The 21,354-nt window shown below is 70.7% G+C and carries 15 protein-coding genes; 6 read left to right on the top strand and 9 right to left on the bottom strand.

The genetic code is table 11. The annotated features are described in order from the left end of the window. Positions 1-78 precede the first annotated feature (78 nt). From F9278_RS44480 to F9278_RS44470, 3 genes are all read left to right on the top strand, one after another. Positions 79-1,926, top strand: a complete 1,848-nt coding sequence (locus F9278_RS44480) for a rhamnogalacturonan lyase family protein (protein WP_226967211.1) — start codon at positions 79-81, stop codon at positions 1,924-1,926. A gap of 154 nt (positions 1,927-2,080) precedes the next feature. Continuing rightward, positions 2,081-2,812, top strand: coding sequence for a sigma-70 family RNA polymerase sigma factor (locus tag F9278_RS44475; RefSeq protein ID WP_226967210.1), 732 nt, complete (start codon positions 2,081-2,083; stop codon positions 2,810-2,812). A 149-nt stretch (positions 2,813-2,961) separates the two neighbouring features. Then, complete coding sequence (locus F9278_RS44470) at positions 2,962-5,733, top strand: helix-turn-helix transcriptional regulator (protein WP_152173380.1); 2,772 nt, start codon at positions 2,962-2,964, stop codon at positions 5,731-5,733. Between the two features lie 3 nt (positions 5,734-5,736). Here F9278_RS44470 and F9278_RS44465 read toward each other — a convergent pair whose 3' ends face one another. From F9278_RS44465 to F9278_RS44455, 3 genes are all read right to left on the bottom strand, one after another. Next, complete coding sequence (locus F9278_RS44465) at positions 5,737-6,189, bottom strand: GtrA domain-containing protein (protein WP_152173379.1); 453 nt, start codon at positions 6,187-6,189, stop codon at positions 5,737-5,739. A gap of 187 nt (positions 6,190-6,376) precedes the next feature. Further along, complete coding sequence (locus F9278_RS44460) at positions 6,377-7,399, bottom strand: sulfotransferase family protein (RefSeq protein WP_152173378.1); 1,023 nt, start codon at positions 7,397-7,399, stop codon at positions 6,377-6,379. A gap of 180 nt (positions 7,400-7,579) precedes the next feature. After that, a complete protein-coding gene (locus F9278_RS44455) occupies positions 7,580-8,692 on the bottom strand; it encodes an acyl-CoA dehydrogenase family protein (RefSeq protein WP_152173377.1) in 1,113 nt (370 codons plus the stop codon). 137 nt (positions 8,693-8,829) lie between these two features. Between F9278_RS44455 and F9278_RS44450 the strand changes: the two genes are divergently transcribed. Next, positions 8,830-9,105: a hypothetical protein gene (locus F9278_RS44450; RefSeq protein WP_152173376.1), complete on the top strand. Its 276-nt coding sequence runs from the start codon at positions 8,830-8,832 to the stop codon at positions 9,103-9,105. 140 nt (positions 9,106-9,245) lie between these two features. On the opposite strand, the gene F9278_RS44445 is transcribed toward F9278_RS44450, so the two are convergent. From F9278_RS44445 to F9278_RS44425, 5 genes are all read right to left on the bottom strand, one after another. Beyond that, positions 9,246-11,684, bottom strand: a complete 2,439-nt coding sequence (locus F9278_RS44445) for a GcvT family protein (protein WP_152173375.1) — start codon at positions 11,682-11,684, stop codon at positions 9,246-9,248. A gap of 278 nt (positions 11,685-11,962) precedes the next feature. Beyond that, entirely contained in the window at positions 11,963-12,940 is a 978-nt protein-coding gene (locus F9278_RS44440; RefSeq protein WP_152173374.1) for an ABC transporter substrate-binding protein, read from the bottom strand. Between the two features lie 12 nt (positions 12,941-12,952). Then, positions 12,953-14,983, bottom strand: a complete 2,031-nt coding sequence (locus F9278_RS44435; protein ID WP_152173373.1) for an ABC transporter permease — start codon at positions 14,981-14,983, stop codon at positions 12,953-12,955. Then, a complete protein-coding gene (locus F9278_RS44430; protein WP_152173372.1) occupies positions 14,983-16,071 on the bottom strand; it encodes a quaternary amine ABC transporter ATP-binding protein in 1,089 nt (362 codons plus the stop codon). Before F9278_RS44430 ends, F9278_RS44435 begins: the two co-directional genes overlap by 1 nt. Before the next feature lie 20 nt (positions 16,072-16,091). Then, entirely contained in the window at positions 16,092-17,561 is a 1,470-nt protein-coding gene (locus F9278_RS44425) for an aldehyde dehydrogenase family protein (RefSeq protein WP_152173371.1), read from the bottom strand. A 218-nt stretch (positions 17,562-17,779) separates the two neighbouring features. Here F9278_RS44425 and purU point away from each other — a divergent pair, with 218 nt between their 5' ends. Continuing rightward, a complete protein-coding gene (gene purU / locus F9278_RS44420; protein WP_152173370.1) occupies positions 17,780-18,652 on the top strand; it encodes a formyltetrahydrofolate deformylase in 873 nt (290 codons plus the stop codon). Positions 18,653-18,726: 74 nt separating this feature from the next. Here the strand turns inward: purU and betA are convergent, their stop codons facing one another. Further along, positions 18,727-20,406 carry a choline dehydrogenase gene (betA, locus tag F9278_RS44415; RefSeq protein ID WP_152173369.1) on the bottom strand — a complete coding sequence of 560 codons (1,680 nt, stop codon included), beginning with the start codon at positions 20,404-20,406 and terminating at the stop codon, positions 18,727-18,729. Between the two features lie 201 nt (positions 20,407-20,607). Between betA and F9278_RS44410 the strand changes: the two genes are divergently transcribed. Then, complete coding sequence (locus F9278_RS44410; RefSeq protein WP_152173368.1) at positions 20,608-21,354, top strand: IclR family transcriptional regulator; 747 nt, start codon at positions 20,608-20,610, stop codon at positions 21,352-21,354.

Here is a 21,354-nt window from a genome sequence, read left to right as displayed (position 1 = left end):
CGCGCTGCTTTCCTCACAAGCGTGTAAACGGTTCAACTCCCCCTGGTTTCCGGTCCGTACACAAGAGGTGATGTTGTCATGCGCATGACACTCAGAGCTCTGGTCGTCTGTGCCGCGCTGCTCGCCGGGCCGACGAACCTGCCCTCGTCCGGTGCGGGCACGGCCGCGGCCGACGCCCCGGCGGTGCGGGCCGCGCGGATGATGGAGAACCTCGGGCGCGGGGTCGTCGCGGTGCGCTCGGCCGGTAACCGGGTGCTGGTCTCCTGGCGGCTGCTGGGGCTCGACCCGGAGGGCATCGGCTTCCACGTCTACCGGTCCACCGCCGGCGGCGCGTACACCAGGCTCAACACGGCCGTCCTGACCGGCGGGACCAACTACACGGACACCACGGCCGACCTGACCCGCTCGCAGAGCTACCGCGTGGCCCCGGTCGTGGGCGGCCAGGAGCAGGCGCCCGGCGCGGCCTTCACCCTGACGGCGAACCACACGACGGAGCCCGTGGTCCGTGTGCCGTTGCGGTCCGGCGGTCCGGTGAAGTTCGTCTGGGCCGGCGATCTCGACGGCGACGGCGAGTACGACTACCTCGTGGACCGGCAGACCTCGCCGCAGCGGCTGGAGGCGTACACCGGGCGCGGGCAGTTCCTCTGGGACGTCGACCTGGGGCCGAACAGCCGGAACCAGGACAACATCGAACCGGGGTCGTCCACGATCGACGTGGGCCACTGGGACGGTGTCACGGTCTACGACTTCGACAGCGACGGCCGCGCGGAGGTCGCCCTGAAGATCGCCGACGGTGTCCGGTTCGGCGACGGGACGGCCTGGACGCACGCGGACGACTCCCGCCAGTTCATGGCCGTCCTCGACGGCCGGACCGGGGCGCTGCGCAACTGGGCGGCGGTGCCGACGACCTACCTCGCCGACGGACCGATGGGCGCGCGTCTCGGGGTCGCGTATCTCAACGGCACCACACCGAGCCTCGTCGCCTATATGAAGAACCGGCGCGACGACGGGGCCTTCAATCTGATGATGGCCGCCTGGCGGTTCACCGGCGGGGCGCTCAGGCAGGAGTGGACATGGCTGCGCGGCGGCCAGAACGCGCCCGACGGGCACAACACCCGTGCCGTCGACGTGAACGGCGACGGCACGGACGAGGTCGCCGAGATCGGGTTCGTCCTCAACGGCGACGGCACACCCCGGTACTCGATGGGCCCCCAGGGCATCGTCCACGGCGACCGCTTCCACATCGCCGACCTGGACCCCGGCCGCCCGGGGCTCGAAGGCTACGGCGTCCAGCAGGACAACCCGAGCGGGCTGCTGGAGTACTACTACGACGCCGCCACCGGCTCCGTGATCTGGCGGCACGACGGCGGCCCCGCCGACGTCGGACGCGGTATGGCCGGCGATGTCGACGCGCGCTTCCCCGGCATGGAGGTGTGGTCCTTCTCCGGCCTGTACAACGCGTCCACCAACCGGCTCACCGAACCGAACACCGCGCTGCGCCCCTGGCCGCAGCTGGGCCTGTGGTGGGACGGCGACCTCACCATGGAACTGCTCAACGACGGCAAGATCGAGAAGTGGAACCCGCTGAACCCGACGCCGACCGGCGGTCTGCCCCGGCTGGTCAGCACCTGGAACCACGGCGCGGTCACCGCCGCGCAGGGCGGCCCCACCCTCGTCGGTGACCTCCTCGGCGACTGGCGCGAGGAGGCCGTGTACACCAACGCCGCCTACGACGAGCTGATCGTCTTCACCACCGACCAGCCGACCGGCACCCGGCTGTACACCCCGGCCCACAACCCGGCCTACCGCAACGCCATGACGTTCAAGGGCTATATGCAGTCCCACCAGCTCGACTACTTCCTCGGGGCCGGCATGGCGCAGCCGCCCCGGCCGAACATCGCCTACGCGGGCGGTTCCCCGCAGTAGCGCGGAGTCGTGCCGCACCCGGGGGTGCACCAGGGATTCCACGGGTGCGCCCGGGGTCGGCCCCGGACGACGGTGGCCGGGTCACTGAGCCGGGCCCCGGCGCACGATGAGCCGGGCCCGGCGGTCCAGACCACCGGGACCGGGGAAGATCGTCATGCGCTTGTCCAACATCGACGTCATGTCGAAGCCGGGCTCGTCCGGCAGGGGTACGACCAGGAACGTAACGACGACGAGGAACGCGGCGGCCGGGAGCACGGCGGCGACCGCCCTTCGCTCCGGGCCGGAGGCGACGGCCGACTTCGAGAGGGCGCGCTCCCGGTTGTTCGGGATCGCCTACCGGATGCTGGGGCGGGTGGCCGACGCCGAGGACGTCGTTCAGGACGTGTGGGTCCGCTGGCAGGGCACGGACCGGGCACAGGTACGGGACCGGGTCGCGTTCCTCGTGACCGTCACCATCCGGGTCGCGCTCAACGAGGCGACCTCGGCCCGCGCCCGCCACGAGGTCAGTGTCGGCGCGGGGATCCCGGGCGGCGACCCCACGTCCCTCGATCCGGCGCGGGAGGCCGAACGCGGCGAGGCGCTGGAACTCGCGATGGGGCTCCTGATGGCACGGCTCACGCCCGTCGAACGCGCCGTGTACGTGCTGCGCGAGGCGTTCGAGTACCCGTTCCGGGAGATCGCCGGGATTCTCGAACTGAGCGAGGGCAACGCACGGCAGGTGGCGCTGCGGGCGCGCAGACATCTCGCCGGGCAACGGCGCACCCCGGTCGACGCGGCGGAGCGGGACGGGCTGCTCGAAGCCTTCCTCGACGCGTCCCGGGTCGGCGACATGGGGCATCTCATCGGCCTGTTCCAGGGAGGTGGCACCCTGCGGCGCCCCCGCTGATCCGCCTCGCGGGCCGCCTCGGGCGCCCGGCCCGGTGACCGTGCCACCACCCACGGTCGCCGATTGTCCGGGCCACGCGCACGGGGCATGATGGGGGCCGACCCGAGTGGATCAGGGTCGGGCTCCTCTGAACTGCGCGGTGGTGGTGGATGGCGAGCGGCGCTCCTCGGCGCGGGCCGCGCGGGCTGCGTGGCCGGCGTGGCGAGTGCGGGGCGCTGGATCAGGTGGTGGCCGGCGCCGGGGCGGGGCAGAGCCAGGTGCTCGTGCTGCGCGGCGAGCCCGGCGTCGGCAAGACCGCGCTCGTGGAGTATCTGGTGGGCCGGGCGGCGGGGTGTCGGGTCCTGCGGGCCGCCGGTGTCGAGTCCGAGATGGAGCTGGCGTTCGCCGGGCTGCATCAGCTGTGCGTACCGATGCTGGGACAGCTCGACCGGCTGCCCGAACCCCAGCGTGACGCCCTGGCCATCGCGTTCGGGCTGCGGGCGGGCAGCGCCCCGGACCGTTTCATGGTCGGGCTGGCGGTGCTCAGTCTGCTGGCCGAGGTGGCGGAGGAGCGCCCGCTCGTCTGTGTGGTGGACGACGCCCAGTGGCTCGACCGGGTCTCCGCGCAGACCCTCGCCTTCGTCGCCCGCCGGCTGCTCGCGGAGCGGGTGGCGCTGGTGTGCGCGGTGCGGACCTCGGCACCCGCCCCGGCCGACGATCCGCTGGTGGGGCTGCGGGAACTCGTGGTCCGGGGGCTGCGCGACGACGACGCGCGGGCGCTGCTGGACTCGGCGGTCCCGGGCCGGCTGGACGAGCGGGTCCGGGACCGGATCGTCGCCGAGACCCGCGGCAACCCGCTGGCCCTGCTGGAGCTGACGCGGGGCCTGACGGCGGCGGAGCTGGCCGGGGGGTTCGGGCGTCCGGACGCCCGGCCGCTGGCGAGCCAGATCGAGCAGAGTTTCCTGCGGCGGATCGGCGGGCTCCCGGACGCGGCGCAGCGGCTGCTGCTGGCCGCCGCCGCCGAGCCGGTGGGGGACGTGCCGTTGCTGCGGCGGGTGGCGGAGCGGCTCGACATCGGGGCGGACGCGGCGGGGGCGGCCGAGGAGGCGGGGCTGATCGAGTTCGGGGCGCGGGTGCGGTTCCGTCATCCGCTGGTGCGCTCGGCGGCCTATCGCGCGGCCGATCCCGGTGTGCGCCGGGACGTGCACCGGGCGCTGGCCGAGGCGACCGATCCGGCGTTCGACTCCGATCGGCAGGCCTGGCACCGTGCCCACGCGGCCGTCGAACCCGACGAGGAGGTGGCGGGCGAGCTGGAGCGCTCGGCCGGCCGGGCCCAGGCCCGTGGCGGTGTCGCGGCGGCTGCCGCGTTCCTGAGACGTGCGACCGAGCTGACGCCCGACCCGGCGACACGCGGCGCGAGGGCGTCCGCCGCCGCGCGGGCCGCCTTCGAGGCCGGGGCCCCCGACGCGGCGCTCGATCTCCTCGCCGCCGCGGAGCTGGGCCCGTTGGACAAGGCCCAGCACGCGCGGCTGGCCCGGCTGCGCGCCCAGATCGTCTTCGCCCGCAGACGCGGTGGCGAGGCCCTGCCGCTGCTGCTCGACGCGGCGGGCCGACTGGAACAGGTCGACGACGGGGAGGCGCGCGAGGCGTATCTCGAAGCGATCGGGGCGGCGGTCTTCGCCGGTCGGCTGCACGGCCGGGTCGATGTGCGGGAGGTGGCCGAGGCCGCGCGCACCGCGCCGCGCGGCTCGCACCCCGCCCGGCCGGCGGACCTGCTCCTCGACGGTCTGGCGACGCGGTTCACCGAGGGCCATGACAAGGGCGCCCCGGTGCTGAAGCCCGCGCTGCGCGCGTTCCGGCGCGCCGCCGGACGCGACGAGGACGACGCCATGCGCTGGCTCTGGCTGACCTGGCTGGTCGCCGGCGACCTCTGGGACGACGAGGCCTGGTACGAACTGACCACGCACGCGGTCCGGGCGGCGCGCGCGAGCGGCGCGCTCAACTTCCTTCCCCTGGCGCTCGGTTACCGCGCCGCCGTCCATGTGCACGCCGGGGAGTTCGATCTCGCCTCGGCGTTGATCAACGAGTCCGACAACATGACGGAGCTGACCGGCAATTCACCGATCGCCTACCCCTCGCTGCTGCTGGTGGCCTGGCGGGGCGAGGACGCGAAGGCGGCGGAGCTGATCCGGGCCGCCGCCCGGGACGCGACCGCGTGGGGCGAGGGGCGGGCGATCGGTCTGGCCCACTACCTCCTCGCGGTCCTGAACAACGGCCTCGGCCGGTACCAGGACGCCCTGGACGACGCCGAACGGGCCGGGGAGTTCGAGGATCTGGCGAGCGGCGCGTTCTCCCTGGTCGAACTGGTCGAGGCGGGCGCCCGCAGCGACGCGCCGGAGGCCGCCGAGGCGGCCCTGCGCCGGCTGGAGGAACGGGCGGACGCCAGTGGCACGGACTGGGCCCTCGGTGTGCTGGCCCGGTCGAGGGCGCTGCTCCACGACGGCCCGGCCGCCGACGCGCTGTACCGCGAGGCCGTCGAGCGCCTGGAGCGCAGCCGGATCACCGTCCACCTCGCGCGCACCCACCTGGTGTACGGCGAGTGGCTCCGCCGTGAGAACCGGCGCCTCGACGCCCGCGAACAGCTGCGCACCGCCTACGACATGCTGCGCGGTTTCGGCGCGACCGCCTTCGCCGAGCGTGCCCGTCGTGAACTGCTGGCCACCGGCGAGTCGGTACGGCAGCAGACGGTCGACCCGCGGGAGGCCCTCACCGCGCAGGAGGCCCAGATCGCCCGGCTGGCCGCCGACGGGAGGACGAACTCCGAGATCGGGGCCGAGCTGTTCATCAGTCCCCGCACGGTCGAGTGGCACCTGCACAAGGTGTTCACCAAGCTCGACGTCAACTCGCGGAACAAGCTTCGGGCGGCGCTGGCCCGCATCTGACGGTCAGGCGACGAGGCAGAGATCGCGTCCGGGACGGTTCCGCGCGAAGACGACGAGGCGCAGCACCGCGAAGCGGGCGACTCCGGCGAGCGCGGAGGCCGACAGATAGACGACCTGTTCGAGCACCGCGCCGGGTTCGGCCACGGACTCCCGCAGGACGAGCACCGCCACGCAGGTCACCGCGTACGCCGCCACCGCCGATCCGGCCGACTGGGTGTGCTGACGCCAGGTCGCCCGGCCGCCCGCGCCGAAGGTGAAGCGGGCGTGCAGTTCGGTGGCGAGGAGCGTGGACGCCACGGTGATCAGGGCGTTGGCCAGGGCCCAGGGCAGCCAGGAGGCGAGGGCCGCCACGGCGAAGCCGGAGGCGACGCCGACTCCCCCGCCGCAGACCGCGAAGCGGGCGAAGGCGGTGACGGCGCCGGGTGCCGTCCCGTGCCGACCGCGTGCTGTGTCCATGGTCCGACCCCCTCGCCCATCCAGAGTTTCTCGATACGGAAACGCTACGTTGCATTCATGGATCCAGCAACGTCAATATTGCACGAGATCTCAATATAGCCAGGTTAATGCGCCGATTTCATTGCAATGGTCGCGACATTAACGCAACAAGCATCCACAACTCCGTTGCAACGATGGAGAGTGAACGCTATCCCTTGAGGGCGCGGGTGCCCGGGGCGCAGTCGTCCCGCAGTCGGGCCAGTTCGGCGGCGGGCAGGCCGCGGGCGGAGCCTCGGCGGCTGTGGTCGAGGAGGGCGGCCCCGGTGCGCAGCCATCGCGGCAGGGGGTCCACGCCGATGAACTCGGCCAGGCGGGTCAGCTCCTCGGCCGGGTGGTCCAGGAGGCTCTCGTAGGAGAGGGCGGCGCGCCGGTCCGCGGGGAGCCGGGTCAGGAACTCCGTTCCCTCGGTGACCAGTTCGGACCACAGGGCGCCGAAGACCCGCAGCGGGATGTGCCGGTCGCGCACGAGGGCGGGGTCGAAGCGGTCGTCGAGCAGGGGTGCCAGGTCCGGGGGCAGCGCGCGGACGTGCTCGGGCGTCAGCTCGGCGAAACTGCCCACGCCGGCGCGGGACTTGATCTCGCGGAGCAGGGAGATCGCGCGGTACCCGGGGTGGCGGCTCATGGACAGGGCGCAGTCCGGGCCGTCACGGAACAGATGCACGAATCCGGCGTCCGGGAAGGCCTCGCGCAGCCTCGGGGCCCAGCCGGTCGAGTAGCCGGAGCGCTCCACCACGGCGGTGCGGCCGAACCTGGCGCAGAGCAGGCCGAACAGGGCGCGGTGGTGCTCGGCGGCGGTGCGTTCGGGCCATCGGACCACCGCCGCGCCGAGTGCGTCGAGGAGTCCGTCCGGGTCGTCGGTGAGGTGGGGCAGCACCATCAGGGAGAGCGCGGGAATGCCCGTAGTCCCCGTCGCGTATCTGCCGGGGCGGCGGGTGTAGAGAAACTCCGGCAGCGGCACCCCACTGCGGAGCATCCGCTCGAAATGCGGCGCGGGCCGGAAGATCGCCTGCCAGAACTCCTCGCCGCCCAGCTCCCCCGAGGGGAAGGCCGCGTCGCCCACCGAGGCCATGTACTCGTTGAGGCTCAGTACGTCCGGGTGAGCGTTGAGGATGCGGGACAGCGCCGTCGAACCGCTGCGCCCCGTACCGAAGACGAAGGTCGGAGAACGCATGATCCCCTCTCGCGTGGTGGACTTCCGCGACCGGTACCGCGACCGGTGCCGCGACCGAGGTCAGGACCGGTGTCATGACGGGTGCCGCGCTCGGCGGCCCGCACGGTGCGTGCCGTCCCCACTCTGCCCGGTCCACCGGGGTGCGTACGCGTCACGCCGCGCGGACGTACCCGCACGGGTTCAGAGGTAGCCGGGGAAGGGCTCGGCGCCCATGAGGACCGCCCCCGCGCCGTCGTACATGCCCTCCTGGAGGAAGGCGTGCTGCGGCACCACCGACGCGTCGCGCAGATGGCGCTGGAGCGGGCTCGCCTCGTCGACGGCGTCGATACCGCCGAGCTGATAGGCCGCCCGTACGACGTCGAAGGAGGTCTTGGCGAGATGCGCGGAGGCCAGGCGCAGCGCGCTCGCCTGCCGGTCCGTCACCGGGTCGCCCGCCTCGACCGTCGTCCACGCCTCCTCCGTCGCCTCGTAGAAGAAGGCGCGGGCGGACCGGAGTTGGGCCTCCGCCTGACCGACCGTGATGCGGTAGGTGGCGCGCTCGGCGGGCCTGGGCGCGCCGGTGTGGCCGGGACGGCCGCCCTGTGCGATCACATGGTCGAGGGCGGCGCGGGCGACGCCGAGGCCGACGACCGCGAGGACCTGGGAGGCGTAGGGGACGGTGGGGTAGCGGTAGAGGGGTTCGTCGACGGTGGCCTCGCTGCCGCGGACGAACGTCCACTCCTCGGGTACCACCTCCCCGTCGACGACCAGGTCATGGCTGCCGGTGCCGCGCAGACCGACGACGTCCCAGTTCTCGGCGATCCGCACCCGGTCGGGGCGCAGTACGGCGGTGAGGGGCCGTCCGGCCCTGTCCGCACCGGCCTTGATGCCGACGCCGAGGACATCGGCGGCGGTGCAGCCGCTGGCGAACCTCCAGCGTCCCGAGACGCGGTAGCCGCCCGGGACGCGTTCGGCGGGCTGTACGGGGAACAGGCCGCCCGCGAAGACCACATCGGGGCCGTCGGCGTACAACTCGGCCTGGGTGGCGAGCGGCAGCGCGGCCAGATAGACGAGGGAGGAGCCGAAGCTCGCGACCCAGCCGGCGGAGCCGTCGACGGCCGAGATCCGCTCGACGAGACGGAGGAAGTCGGCGGGCGGGAGGGCGTCGCCGCCGAATCGTCTCGGTGCGCCGGCCCGGTAGATTCCCGCGTCCTTGAAGACGGCGATCACCTCGCGCGGGATGTGCCGCTTCTCGTCGAACTCGGCCCGTCGCTCCTCGACCACCGCCAGCACCCGGTCCAGCGCCCGCGCCATGAGAGATCCCCTCGCCTCGCCGGGTGATTCGAATGCCCCACCGTCTCTCATCCCCACTGTCCCTCATCCGCCCCCTGCTCGGGGTGAACTTCCGGGGCCGGTACGGGTGTTGGGCTCCAGCAATTATGATCTTGGTCATGACTGCGCAGAACACCGACAAGACACTCTCCCGTAAACAGCGCCTTCAGGAGAAGCAGCGCCGGCAGCTGGCCGTGGTCGACACCGTCGACAAGGCCGAGGGCAAGGTCCGCAAGGCGGAGGCCGAGTTGGCCGTGGCCGTCACCGAGGCCGTGCAGATGTTCGGCGACGAGCAGGCCGCGTCCGAGGCGCTCGACATGTCGGTCGAGGCGATCCAGCGCTTCCTGCGCATGGCGCAGGACGAGGCGGCCGACGCCGACGCGACGGCACAATGACGCCACGGCACGAATGGATGACAAACGGTTACTGGGCGATGCGAACCGAGGTCATACGGCGTGCGCCTTCCACGCGGCGGCCACGAACCACCTGGGGCCGCCCGACACCCCATCGCGGCACCCTCTTCGCATCGAACCCCTCACCCACGCAGCCGGGACATCGACGGATCGAACAGCGGCTCCTCGCCCACGACCGCCTCGACGCGCTGGTCGAAGTACCCGATGTGCACCGTGGCCCCCGGCACCGCGACCTCCGCCGGCAGCCACGCGTAGGCGATCCCCTTGCCGATGGTGTAGCCGTACGCCGCGCTGGTGACATAGCCGACGGCCCGCTCGCCGTCGTACACCGGCTCCTTGCCCATGACGACCGAGCGCGGGTCCTCGATCGTGAGGCACGTCAACTTCCGCCGTACGTCTGTGGCCCGGCGCTCCAGCGCGGCCTTGCCGATGAAGTCGCCCTTGTCGGGCTTGACGGCGAAGCCGACGCCGGCCTCGTACGGGTCGTGCTCGTAGGTCATGTCGGTGCCGAAGGAGCGGTAACCCTTCTCCAGGCGGAGGCTGTTGAAGGCGCCGCGGCCGGCGATGACACCGCCGAGGGGCCGGGCGGCGGCCCAGAGGGTGTCCCACAGCTTCTGGCCCAGGTCGGCCGTGGTGTACAGCTCCCAGCCGAGTTCGCCGACGTACGACAGCCGCATGGCCGTCACGGGGACGGAGCCGATGTGGGCGCGCTTGGCGCGGAAGTACTTGAGGCCGTCGTTGGTGAAGTCCTCGTCGGTCAGGGGCTGGAGGACCTTGCGGGCCAGCGGGCCCCACAGGCCGACGCAGCAGGTGCCGGGGGTGATGTCGCGGACCTGGACCGTGCCGTCGGCGGGAAGGTGGCGGGTGAACCAGTCGAGGTCCAGATTGCCGTTGGCGCCGACCTGGAACAGGTCGCGGCCCAGGCGGGCGACCGTGATGTCGCTGCGGATTCCGCCGTCGTGGTCCAGCAGCAGGGTGTAGGTCACCGAGCCGACGGACTTGGCGACCTTGCTCGTGGTCAGCCGCTCCAGGAAGTCCGCGGCGCCGAGGCCGGTGACTTCGAGCCGCTTGAGGGCGGTCATGTCGTACAGGGCGACGGTCTCGCGGGTGGCCTGGGCCTCGGCGCCGACGACGGGCGACCAGTGGCGCGCGGCCCAGTCGTTGGGGGTGGGGATGCTGCGGCCCTCGACCAGCGGGGCGTTGGCCTCGTACCACTGCGGGCGCTCCCAGCCGTTGGCCTCCAGGAAGACGGCGCCGTGCTCCTGCTGACGGGAGTGGAAGGGGCTCCTGCGGATCGGGCGGGGGTCGCCCGACGGCTGGAGGGGGTGGAGGATGTCGTAGACCTCGACGAAGTTCTGGCAGTCGCGGGCGAGGACGTACTCCGGGGACAGCTGGTGCGGCTCGAAGCGGTTGACGTCGCACTCGTGCAGGTCGAACGAGGAGCAGTGGCCGTCGACCAGCCATTCGGCGACGGCCCGGCCCACACCGGCGGAGTGGGTGACCCAGACGGCCTCGGCGACCCAGAAGCCCTTGACGTCCGGGGACTCGCCGAGGAGCGGGTAGCCGTCGGTGGTGAAGGAGAACAGGCCGTTGATGCCCTCCTCGACCTTGGCCTCCGCCGTGGCGGGCAGGAGGGCCTGGGTCTCGGTCCAGGCCGGCTCGAAGTCCTCCTCGGTGAACTTCAGGACCGAGGGCATCTCGTCGGCCTCGTCCACGGAGAGGATCTCGTCGGCGGTGATGGGCATCGGGCGGTGTCCGTAGTAGCCGATGCCGAGGGTGTCGAAGCGGTCGCGGTAGTAGAGGTCGGCGTCCTGGTGGCGCAGGATCGGCCGGATCGCCTCCTCGGTCTGGCCGGCCAGCGCCGGTACCGGGCCGGTCCAGGCGAGCTGGTGGGCGAGCGGGGTGAGCGGAAGGTTCATCCCCACCATGCGGGCGATCTTCGGGCCCCAGATACCGGCGCAGCACACGACGATGTCGGCTTCCAGATCGCCCTGGTCGGTGCGGACGCCGGTGATCTCGCCGTCGGTGTGGAGCACGTCGAGGACCTCGTGGCGGGCCAGGAAGGTCACGCCGCGTTCGGTGGCGCGGCGGATCTGGGCCTCGACGGCGAGGACGGCCTTGGCGAGGCCGTCGGTGGGGACCAGGAGGCCGCCGAGGACCTTGTCGCGGTCGACCAGCGGGTGCCGCTCGACGCACTCGTCGGCGGTCAGCAGGCGGGACTCGATGCCCCAGGCGGTGATCCAGCCGTGGCGGCGGTGGAGTTCGGTGAGGCGCTCGGGGGTGGTGGCCACTTCGAGGCCGCCGACCTGGAGGAAGCAGGGCTGGCCGTCGACGTCGAGGGAGCAGAACTTCTCGACGGTGTAGCGCGCCAACTCGGTCATGGTCTTGGAGGGGTTGGTCTGGAAGACCAGGCCCGGTGCGTGTGACGAGGAGCCCCCGGTGGCGGGGAGCGGGCCCTGGTCGACCACGGTCACTTCGGTCCAGCCGCGTGCGGAGATCTCGTCCGCGAGTGCCGCGCCCACGACGCCCGCTCCGATGATGACCACTCGGGGTCCCGCCATCGCCGCACCTCCGATTGAAAGCCGAGTCCAGCCGGTTCAGTTGCTTCGTGCGCAACACAGTTCAGGTTGCGCAACTCAATGTGCCTTCCGGGCAGGTGGGTGTCAAGAGGGCCCGGGAGGGGGGACATACGACGTTTCCTCGCCCCCGCCGCCCCTACCCGTCCCGTCCCCGGGGCTCCGGGTCGGAGCGGGAGAAACGCGATGCCCGGTGGGCGGGGCGCAGACGCGCGCGCACCGCCCACCGGGCAGTCATGCACAACCGAACCGGAAACCCGGGCTCACTTGATCCAGGCGTCCACCTTCGCCCGGTTGGCCTCGACCCACTTCTTCGCCGCCGCCTCGGGCGTCATCTTGTCCACGGCGATGTACTTGGCGACCGTGTTCTGGTCGTCGTTGGTCCAGGTGAAGTTCTTGACCAGGTCGTAGGCGGGGCTGCCCGACTCCGCGAACTTCGTGCTGACGATCTTGTCGAGCTTGTAGACGGGATAGTCGCAGGCGACCTTCTCCGCGTCGGCGTCACAGCCCGCCTTGTACTCGGGCAGCTTGACCTTGACCAGCGGCACCTCGGCCATGAACCACTGCGGCTCGTAGAAGTAGCCGATCACCCACTTCTTGTTCTTCTCGGCGTCCCGGAAGGCCTGGATCAACGCGGTCTCGCTGCCCGCGTACACCACCTTGAAGTCCAGCTTCAGGTTTTTCACCAGGGCCTCGTCGTTGGTGACGAAGGACGGGTCGCCGTCGAGGAGTTGGCCCTTGCCGCCGGACTCGGAGGTCTTGAATTCGTCGGCGTACTTGTCGAGGTTGTTCCAGTCGGTGATGTCGGGGTGTTCCTTCGCCAGCCACGGCGGCACGTACCAGCCGATCAGCCCTTCGTTGCCGGTCGCGCCGGCCTCGACGGCGGTCTTCTGGTCGGTGATGTACTTCTTCTTCAGATCGTCGTGGCCCCAGTTCTCGATGACGGCGTCCACCTCGCCCGTCCCGAAGCCCTGCCAGGCGATCTCCTCTTTCAGGTCCTTCTTGGTGACCTTGCAGCCGAGGTCGTTCTCCGCGACGTACGCGACGACCGCCGCGTTCGCCTCGTAGCCCACCCACGGGTTGACGGCCAGGTTGAAGGTGCCGCACTTGCCGGAGTCGCCCGAGCTGTCGGAACCCGAGGACTCGTCACCGACCTTCGCGCCGCCGCACGCGGTGAGGGCGAGACCGAGAACGGCCAGCCCGGCCACACCGGCTCTCCACTGTCGTATCCGTGTTGCCATGGTCAGTGCTCCTTATGCGCTCACGCGGCGGGCCGCGGCCTGGGTGATCCGGTCGAACATGACACCGAGAAGGACGATGGCGAGGCCCGCCGCGAGTCCCTTCCCGTACAGCTGTCCCTGGGAGAATCCGGCCACGACGTCGTAGCCGAGGGCGCCGGCTCCCACCAGGCCGCCCACCACCACCATCGACAGCACATAGATCAGGCCCTGGTTGGTGGCGAGCGTCAGGGCACTGCGTGACATCGGCAGCTGGACCTTGGTGATGATCTGCCAGGTGTTGCACCCGGCGGAGGTGGCCGCCTCGACGGTGGCCGCGGGCACGGCCCGTACCCCGTCCGCGATGATCTTGATGGCGACCGGTGCGGCGTACACGATCGCGGCGACGATGGCCGTGAAGCGGGTCGCGCCGAACAGGGCGAGGAACGGCACCAGATAGACGAACGGCGGCATGACCTGTGCCGCGTCCAGGGTGGGCCGCAGGACCCGGTCGGCGAGGGCGCTGCGGCCCATCCACACGCCGACGGCCATGCCGAGCAGCATCACCAGGACGGTGGCGACGAGGGTCGACGCCAGGGTGGTCATGCTGTCCGACCACAGGCCCGTGCCGAGCAGCAGTCCCACGCAGACGGCGGCGGTGACCCCGGCGCGCCATCCGCCGACCACCGTGCCGATCCCGATCAGCACCGCGGCGACGAGCCACCACGGGGAGTCGGTCAGCAGCGACTGGAACGGGTTGAGCAGACCGTTGGTGAGGGCGTCACGGAAGGCGTTGGTGAGGCCGGAGAGGCTGTCCTGCACCCAGGTGGTCGTGGTGTCCGCGGCCTTCGCGACGGAGCTGCCGACGCCGCCCTCGCCGGGGAACTCGGCGGCCCACACATAGGTGTGCGACATGTAGACGAGGACGGCGGTGACCACGCCTCCGGCGGCCAGCAGCGGCCGTCGCAGGCCCGCGAACCGGCCGTTCGAGAGCCTGCCCGTCTCCTGGCGCGCGGCGGCGGCCGTGGTGACCCGGTCGAGGACGATCGCCATGACGACGATGGCGAGGCCCGCGTTGAAGGCCGTGCCCACGTCGAGCGACTGCAGGGCCTGCAGAACGGTGTGGCCGAGTCCGGGCGCGTCGATCAGGGCGGCGATGGTCACCATGGCCAGGGCCGCCATGATCGACTGGTTGACGCCCATGACCACGGTCCGTTTGGACATCGGCAGCAGGACCTTCAGCAGCGCCTGCCACCGGGTCGCGCCGAGCGAGTCGGCGGCCTCGACGGTGGTCTCGGGCACGGACCGGATGGCGTGCGCGGTGATCCGGATCGCGGGCGGCGCCGCGTAGATCACGGTGGCGATGGTGGCGGAGGCGCCGCCGATCAGGAAGAACAGGGTGAGCGGGGCGAGGTAGACGAAGGTCGGCATCGTCTGCATGAAGTCCAGGAACGGTGTCACGACCCGGTTGAACCGTGTCGACAGTCCCGCCCAGACGCCCAGCGGGATCGCGAACAACAGCGCCACGAACACCGCGGAGACGGTGAGCGCCAGGGTGTCCATGCTCTCCTGCCACAGGCCCTGGAGCCCGAAGAAGGTGAACCCGGCCACGGCCAGCAGGGCGACCCGCCAGTTGCCGACGGCCCAGGAGACATAGCCCGCGATGCCCACGACACCGAGCCAGCCGATCTGCGGGAGGGGGCGGTCGGCGGAGGGCTGGGAGATCAGTTCCTGGACGAAGGTCACCAGGGTGTCGATGACCAGCCGGATCTCGTTGAAGAAGTACAGGAAGAGCGGGTTGGAGTTGCGGTTGGCGCCGATGGAGTCGTTGAGGTCGTTGATCCAGCGGTGCAGGTCGGTGAGGTCGGCGGCGGCCAGGGTGAGGGTCTGCTTGCCGCGCAGTACGGCGAAGAGCACCAGCCAGGCGATGAGGATCGCGGCCACCACCGTGCCGCGTCCGATCCTGCGCACGCGGGCGGCGGGTGCGACGGCCGGGGGCGCGGAGTCCGTCTTCCGGGGTTGTTCCGGCTTCTGGGGTTGTTCGGGTTTCTCCACGGCGACGGTCATCACATGCCGCCTTCCTGCCCGGCGACCACCGCGAGGATCTCCTCGTCGCCGACGATGCCGAGCAGTTCACCGTTCTCGACGACCTTGACGGGCTTGTCGGCCGCCAGGACCGCCCGGGTGGCCTCCCGCACCACGACGTCGGGGCCCAGCTCGGGGCCGTCCAGGGCGTCGCCGTCGTTCAGCGGGCGCATGATCCAGCGCAGGGTGAGCACATCGCCGCGCGGGACGTCCTTGACGAACTCGCGGACGTAGTCGTCGGCCGGGGCACCGACCAGCTCGTCGCCGGTGCCGCACTGGACCATCTTGCCGTCGCGCATGATGAGGATGCGGTCGCCGAGCTTGAGGGCCTCGGAGAGGTCGTGGGTGATGAACACCATCGTCTTGCCGACCTCGTGGTGCAGCCGGATGACCTCGTTCTGCATGTCTCGGCGGATCAGCGGGTCGAGCGCGGAGAAGGGTTCGTCGAAGAAGAGGACGTCCGGGTCGCCGGCCAACGCCCGTGCCAGGCCGACGCGTTGCTGCATTCCGCCGGAGAGCTGGTCGGGGTAGGAGTTCTCGTAGCCGGAGAGCCCGACGAGTTCGACGACCTCCAGGGCCCGCTTCGTACGCTCGGCCCTGCTCAGGCCGCGGATCTCCAGGCCGAAGGCCACGTTGTCGACGACCCGGCGGTGGGGCAGCAGCCCGAAGTGCTGGAAGACCATGGAGAACTTACGGCGCCGGAGGTCGCGCAGGCGTTTGGCGTCGGCCTCGCGGATGTCCTCGCCCTCGAAGACGATCTCCCCCGCGGTGGGTTCGATCAGCCGGGTCAGACATCGCACCAGCGTGGACTTGCCGGAGCCGGACAGACCCATGACGACGAAGACCTCGCCCTTGCGGACGTCGAAGTCCACGTCGCGGACGGCGGCGGTGCAGCCGGTGCGGTCCATCAGTTCCCGGCGGGTGAGGCCGCACAGTTCCTCGGACTCCGGCACCCGGTCCGCCTTCGGCCCGAACACCTTCCACAGCCGGCGCACGGATATGACCGGAGTACCGTCCGAGTCCTCGGGGGTGCTGCGCCGCTCCGGCGCCTCGGTCTGTGTGGAAGTCACGATCGACCTCTTCTCGGCATTCAGCCGCGGAACCAGTGTTGCGGCCGGGGTTGGATGTTCTGCCAGATGTGTTTGGGCTCTCGGTACTCGTTCAGGCCGGTCGGTCCCAGCTCCCGGCCCACTCCCGAATGCCCGAAGCCACCCCATTCCGCCTGCGGCACATAGGGGTGGTAGTCGTTGATCCACACCGTGCCGTGGCGCAGCCTCCGGGCGACCCGCTGGCCCTTGCCCGCGTCCTCGGTCCAGACGGCCCCGGCGAGGCCGTACTCGGTGTCGTTGGCGATCCGGACGGCGTCGTCCTCGTCGGTGAAGCGCTCCACGGTGAGCACGGGCCCGAAGGACTCCTCGTGCACCACCCGCATGTCCTGCCGGCACTCGTCGAGCACGGTCGGCGGGTAGTAGTGGCCGTCCGCGAGGGCCGGGTCGTCGGGTCGTGCGCCGCCGCAGCGCAGTACGGCGCCCTCGGCGAGCCCGGCCGCCACATACGCCTCGACCTTCTCCCGGTGCTGCGCCGAGATCAGCGCCCCGGTCTCGGCCTCGGGGTCGAAGGGGCCGCCGAGCCGGATCCGCCGGGCGCGGCGGACGATCTCGTCGACGAGGCGGTCGTGGAGGGAGTCCTCGACGATCAGTCGGGCGCCGGCCGAGCAGACCTGGCCCGAGTGCAGGAAGACGGCCGTGAGAGCGAAGTCCACGGCCGTCTCGAAGTCGGCGTCGGCGAAGATCACGTTGGGGTTCTTGCCGCCGAGTTCCAGTGCCACCTTCTTCACGGTCGCGGCGGCCGTGGCCATGATCCGTCTGCCGGTGTCCAGTCCGCCGGTGAAGGAGACCATGTCGACGCGCGGGTCCTCGGAGAGCGGGGCGCCCACCTCGGGTCCGGTGCCGAGGACGAGGTTGGCGGCACCGGCCGGAAGCCCGGCCTCCTCCAGCGCCCGCATCAGCAGGACGGAGGTGGAGGGGGTCAGCTCGCTGGGCTTGAGGACGATCGTGTTGCCGGCCAGGAGCGCGGGGGCGACCTTCCAACTGGCCTGCAACAACGGGTAGTTCCAGGGGGTGATGAGTCCGCAGACCCCGATGGGCTCGTAGACCACCCGGCTCACGGCGTCGTCGCGTCCGGTGTCGATCACGCGGCCGGCGTCGGTGCCGCCCAGACCGCCGTAGTAGCGGAAGCAGGAGACGACGTCGGCGATGTCGTACTCGCTCTCCACCAGCCGTTTCCCGCTGTCCAGCGACTCGGCGCGGGCGAAGTCCTTGGCGTCGCGCTCGATCAGGTCGGCGGTGCGCAGCAGCAGGGCGCCGCGCTCCCGCTCGGGGGTGTGCGGCCAGGGTCCCTCGTCGAAGGCGGCACGGGCCGCGGCGATCGCCGCCTCGGTGTCGGCACGGGTCCCCTCCGAGACGGTCGCGGAGAGCGATCCGTCGGCGGGACAGCGAATCTCCCGGCGCCCGCCGGCCACCGGATCCCGCCATTCCCCAGCCATATACAGGTCTGCCACGCGCCAAGCCCTTCAGCCGAAATGCGTTGCGCATCGTGCATTCAATTGCTTGTGGTGGAACACCCTTGCGAACGCCGTAGACCTACGTCAAGAGGTTGGCCGATGACGATTTCGCCATCCGAGCACTTGCCCGACCGCTCTTGACCGCAGGCGGCACCGAGCCGACCATGTTGCGTATCGCTCACCTAGTTGTGCAATACGCACCAATGGAGGCCTTCATGTCCCCTCGACCGCAACCTGGCCGCGAGTTCGTCCTCACCCTCTCCTGTCCCGACAGCGCCGGACTGGTCCACGCGGTGAGCGGCTTCCTGGTCAGGAACTCGGGCAACATCCTGGAGAGCCAGCAGTTCGATGATCGACTCCAGGGCCGTTTCTTCATGAGGGTCCACTTCGACGTCTCCGACCCGGACGCGAACATGAAAACTCTGCGTTACCGGTTCGGCCCCGTGGCCGAGGCGTACCGCATCTCCTGGTCCCTGAGCGAGGCGTCGACCCCGACCCGGACGCTCATCATGGTGTCCCGGTTCGGCCACTGCCTCAACGATCTGCTCTTCCGTCAGCGCACCGGCGCCCTCAACATCGAGATCCCCGCGATCGTCTCCAACCACCGCGACTTCGAGGGGCTGGCGGAGACCTACGGCATCCCCTTCCACCATGTGCCGGTCACCCGGGACACCAAGGCCGAGGCCGAGGCGCGGCTGCTGGAGCTGGTCCGCGACCTGGACGTCGATCTGGTGGTGCTGGCCCGCTACATGCAGATCCTCTCCGACGACCTGTGCAAGCAGTTGGAGGGCCGCGCCATCAACATCCACCACTCCTTCCTCCCCAGCTTCAAGGGCGCCAAGCCCTACGACCAGGCCTACGACCGCGGGGTCAAGCTCGTCGGGGCGACCGCGCACTATGTGACGCCGGACCTCGACGAGGGCCAGATCATCGAGCAGGACGTGGTCCGGGTCGACCACTCGCTCGACCCGGGCGACCTCGTCACCGTCGGCCGCGACGTCGAGGCCCAGGTCCTCGCCCACGCGGTGAAGTGGCACAGCGAGAGCCGCGTCATGGTCGACGGCAACCGCACGGTGGTCTTCCGCTGAGCGGGTCGTATACGAAGGGGGGCGGGCCGGAGTCTCCGGCCCGCCCCCCTTCGTATACGACCCGCTCGGGACACCTACCCGGCCGACTCCTGCCGCGCGTCCCGGTGCCGGTAGTACACGGCCTCGGACGGCGCCGCCGGCTCCTTGCCCAGGATCAGGTCCGCGGCCTTCTCGGCGATCATCATCACCGGCGCGTAGATGTTCCCGTTGGTGACGTACGGCATCACCGACGCGTCCACCACCCGCAGCCCGTCGACGCCGTGCACACGCATGCTGTCGGGGTCGACGACCGCCATCGCGTCGGTGGCGGGGCCCATCTTGCAGGTGCAGGACGGGTGCAGGGCGGTCTCGCCCTCCTTCGCGACCCAGGCGAGGATCTCCTCGTCCGACGCGACCTGGGGGCCTGGCGAGATCTCCCCGTCGTTGTAGGGGGCCAGCGCGGGCTGGCTGAGGAGCTTGCGGGCCACCCGGATCGCCTCGACCCACTCGCGGCGGTCCTGTTCGGTGGAGAGGTAGTTGAACCGCAGCGCGGGATGTTCGCGCGGGTCCTTGCTCTTGATCTTCACCGAGCCGATGGCGTCGGAGTACATGGGCCCCACATGCACCTGGTAGCCGTGGCCGCCGGACGGCGAGGAGCCGTCGTAGCGCACGGCGATCGGCAGGAAGTGGAACATCAGATTGGGGTAGTCGACGTCCTCGTTGCTGCGGGCGAACCCGCCGGCCTCGAAGTGGTTGGTGGCGGCCGGGCCCTTGCGGAAGAGCCACTGCAGCCCGATGAAGGGGGCGCGCCACTTCGCCATGTACGGCTGCATGGAGACCGGCTGCTTGCAGGCGTACTGGACGTACACCTCCAGATGGTCCTGCATGTTCTCGCCGACGCCCGGGAGGTCGTGGACGACGTCGATGCCGAGCGCGCTCAGCTCCTCCGCGTTGCCGACGCCCGAAAGCTGAAGCAGCTGCGGGGAGTTGATGGCGCCGCCGCAGAGGATGACCTCCTTGGCACGGACCTGCTGGAGCGCGCCCCTGCCGCGCCGGTACTCGACGCCGACGGCCTTCCTGCCCTCGAAGAGGACGCGGGTGACAAGGGCCCGGGTGGTGACGGTGAGGTTGGGCCGCTTCATGGCGGGCTTGAGGTACGCCTTCGAGGCCGACAGCCGGCGTCCGCGGTGGACGTTGCGGTCGAACTTGGCGAAACCTTCCTGCCGATAGCCGTTGACATCGTCCGTGGGCGCGTGGCCCGCCTCCTCGGTGGCCTTGAGGAAGGCGCCGAAGAGCGGGTTGGTGGCGGGCCCGCGTTCGAGGACGAGGGGACCGTCGTGGCCGCGGAACTCGTCGTCCGGATCGGCCGCGAGACAGTTCTCCATCCGCCGGAAGTACGGCAGACAGTGGGCGTAGTCCCACTTCTCCATCCCGGCGTCGGCCGCCCAGCGTTCGTAGTCCATGGGGTTGCCGCGCTGGAAGATCATGCCGTTGATGCTGCTGGAGCCGCCCAGCACCTTGCCGCGGGCGTGATAGACGCGTCGGCCCCCCATATGGGGTTCGGGCTCGGACTCGTACTTCCAGTCGTAGAAGCGGCTGCCGATCGGGTACGTCAGCGCCGCGGGCATATGGATGAAGACGTCCCACGGGTAGTCGGAGCGGCCGGCCTCCAGAACCAGGACCCGGTTCGCGGGGTCCGCCGAGAGTCTGTTCGCCAGCGCGCTGCCGGCCGAGCCGCCGCCGACGATGACGAAGTCGTATTGCAGGGGAGCCATGGTGCCTCGTCTCGCTCGCGCCATAGATACGCGAGGCATGCTAGACCGGTATCGCTATGCGCACCAGGTTGCGAACGGCGCAACTTGCGAGGTCTTGATTTCCGGGCGGTTACTTGCAGTCGTGTTGTTTACTACGCGTATAGTTTTGTTGTGAGCAACCACAGCCAAGACACCGAAACGTCAAATTCGTCGTCCGGCGGAGTGCAGTCGGTCGACCGAGCCATCAGCGTCCTGGAGATCCTGGCCCAGCGCGGCGAAGCCGGCGTCAGTGAGGTGGCCGCCGAGATCGATGTTCACAAGTCCACGGCGTTCCGTCTACTCGGGGCCCTGGAAGCGCGTGGTCTGGTGGAGCAGGCGGGTGAGCGCGGCAAGTACCGCCTCGGCTTCGGCATCGTGCGGCTGGCGGGCGCGGCGGCGGGCCGACTCGACATCACCCAGCAGGGCCGTCCCATCTGCGAACGCCTCGCCGAGGAGATCGGCGAGACGATCAACATCGCCGTGCTCCAGGAGCACTACGCCGTCAACCTCTACCAGGTGCGCGGTCCGGGCGCGGTCACCGCGCACAACTGGGTCGGCCAGCTGACCCCGCTGCACGCCACGTCGAGCGGCAAGGTCCTGCTGGCGTATCTGCCCGCGAAGGAGCGTGCCGCGCTGCTGGCGGAGGCTGGCCTCAAGAAGGTCACCCCGCGCACCATCACCGCGAAGGCCAAGCTGGAGCGGAACCTCGCCGAGGTGCGGGAGGAGGGCTACGCCTGGACGCAGGAGGAGCTGGAGATCGGTCTGCACGCCATGGCCGCGCCGGTCCTGGACCGGGAGGGCGAGGTCATCGCGGCCCTCACCGCCTCCGGCCCCTCGTACCGGTTCACCGAGGAACGGATGCGTGAACTGGCCCCGGCGCTCATCAAGGGCGCCGAGGAGATCAGCCACCGGATGGGTTACCTGGGCTGA

The sequence above is a fragment of the Streptomyces phaeolivaceus genome (assembly GCF_009184865.1).
Lineage (GTDB): Bacteria > Actinomycetota > Actinomycetes > Streptomycetales > Streptomycetaceae > Streptomyces > Streptomyces phaeolivaceus.
Note: the sequence above shows the minus strand (reverse complement) of the source record. Positions and strands in the feature narration are given on the sequence as shown.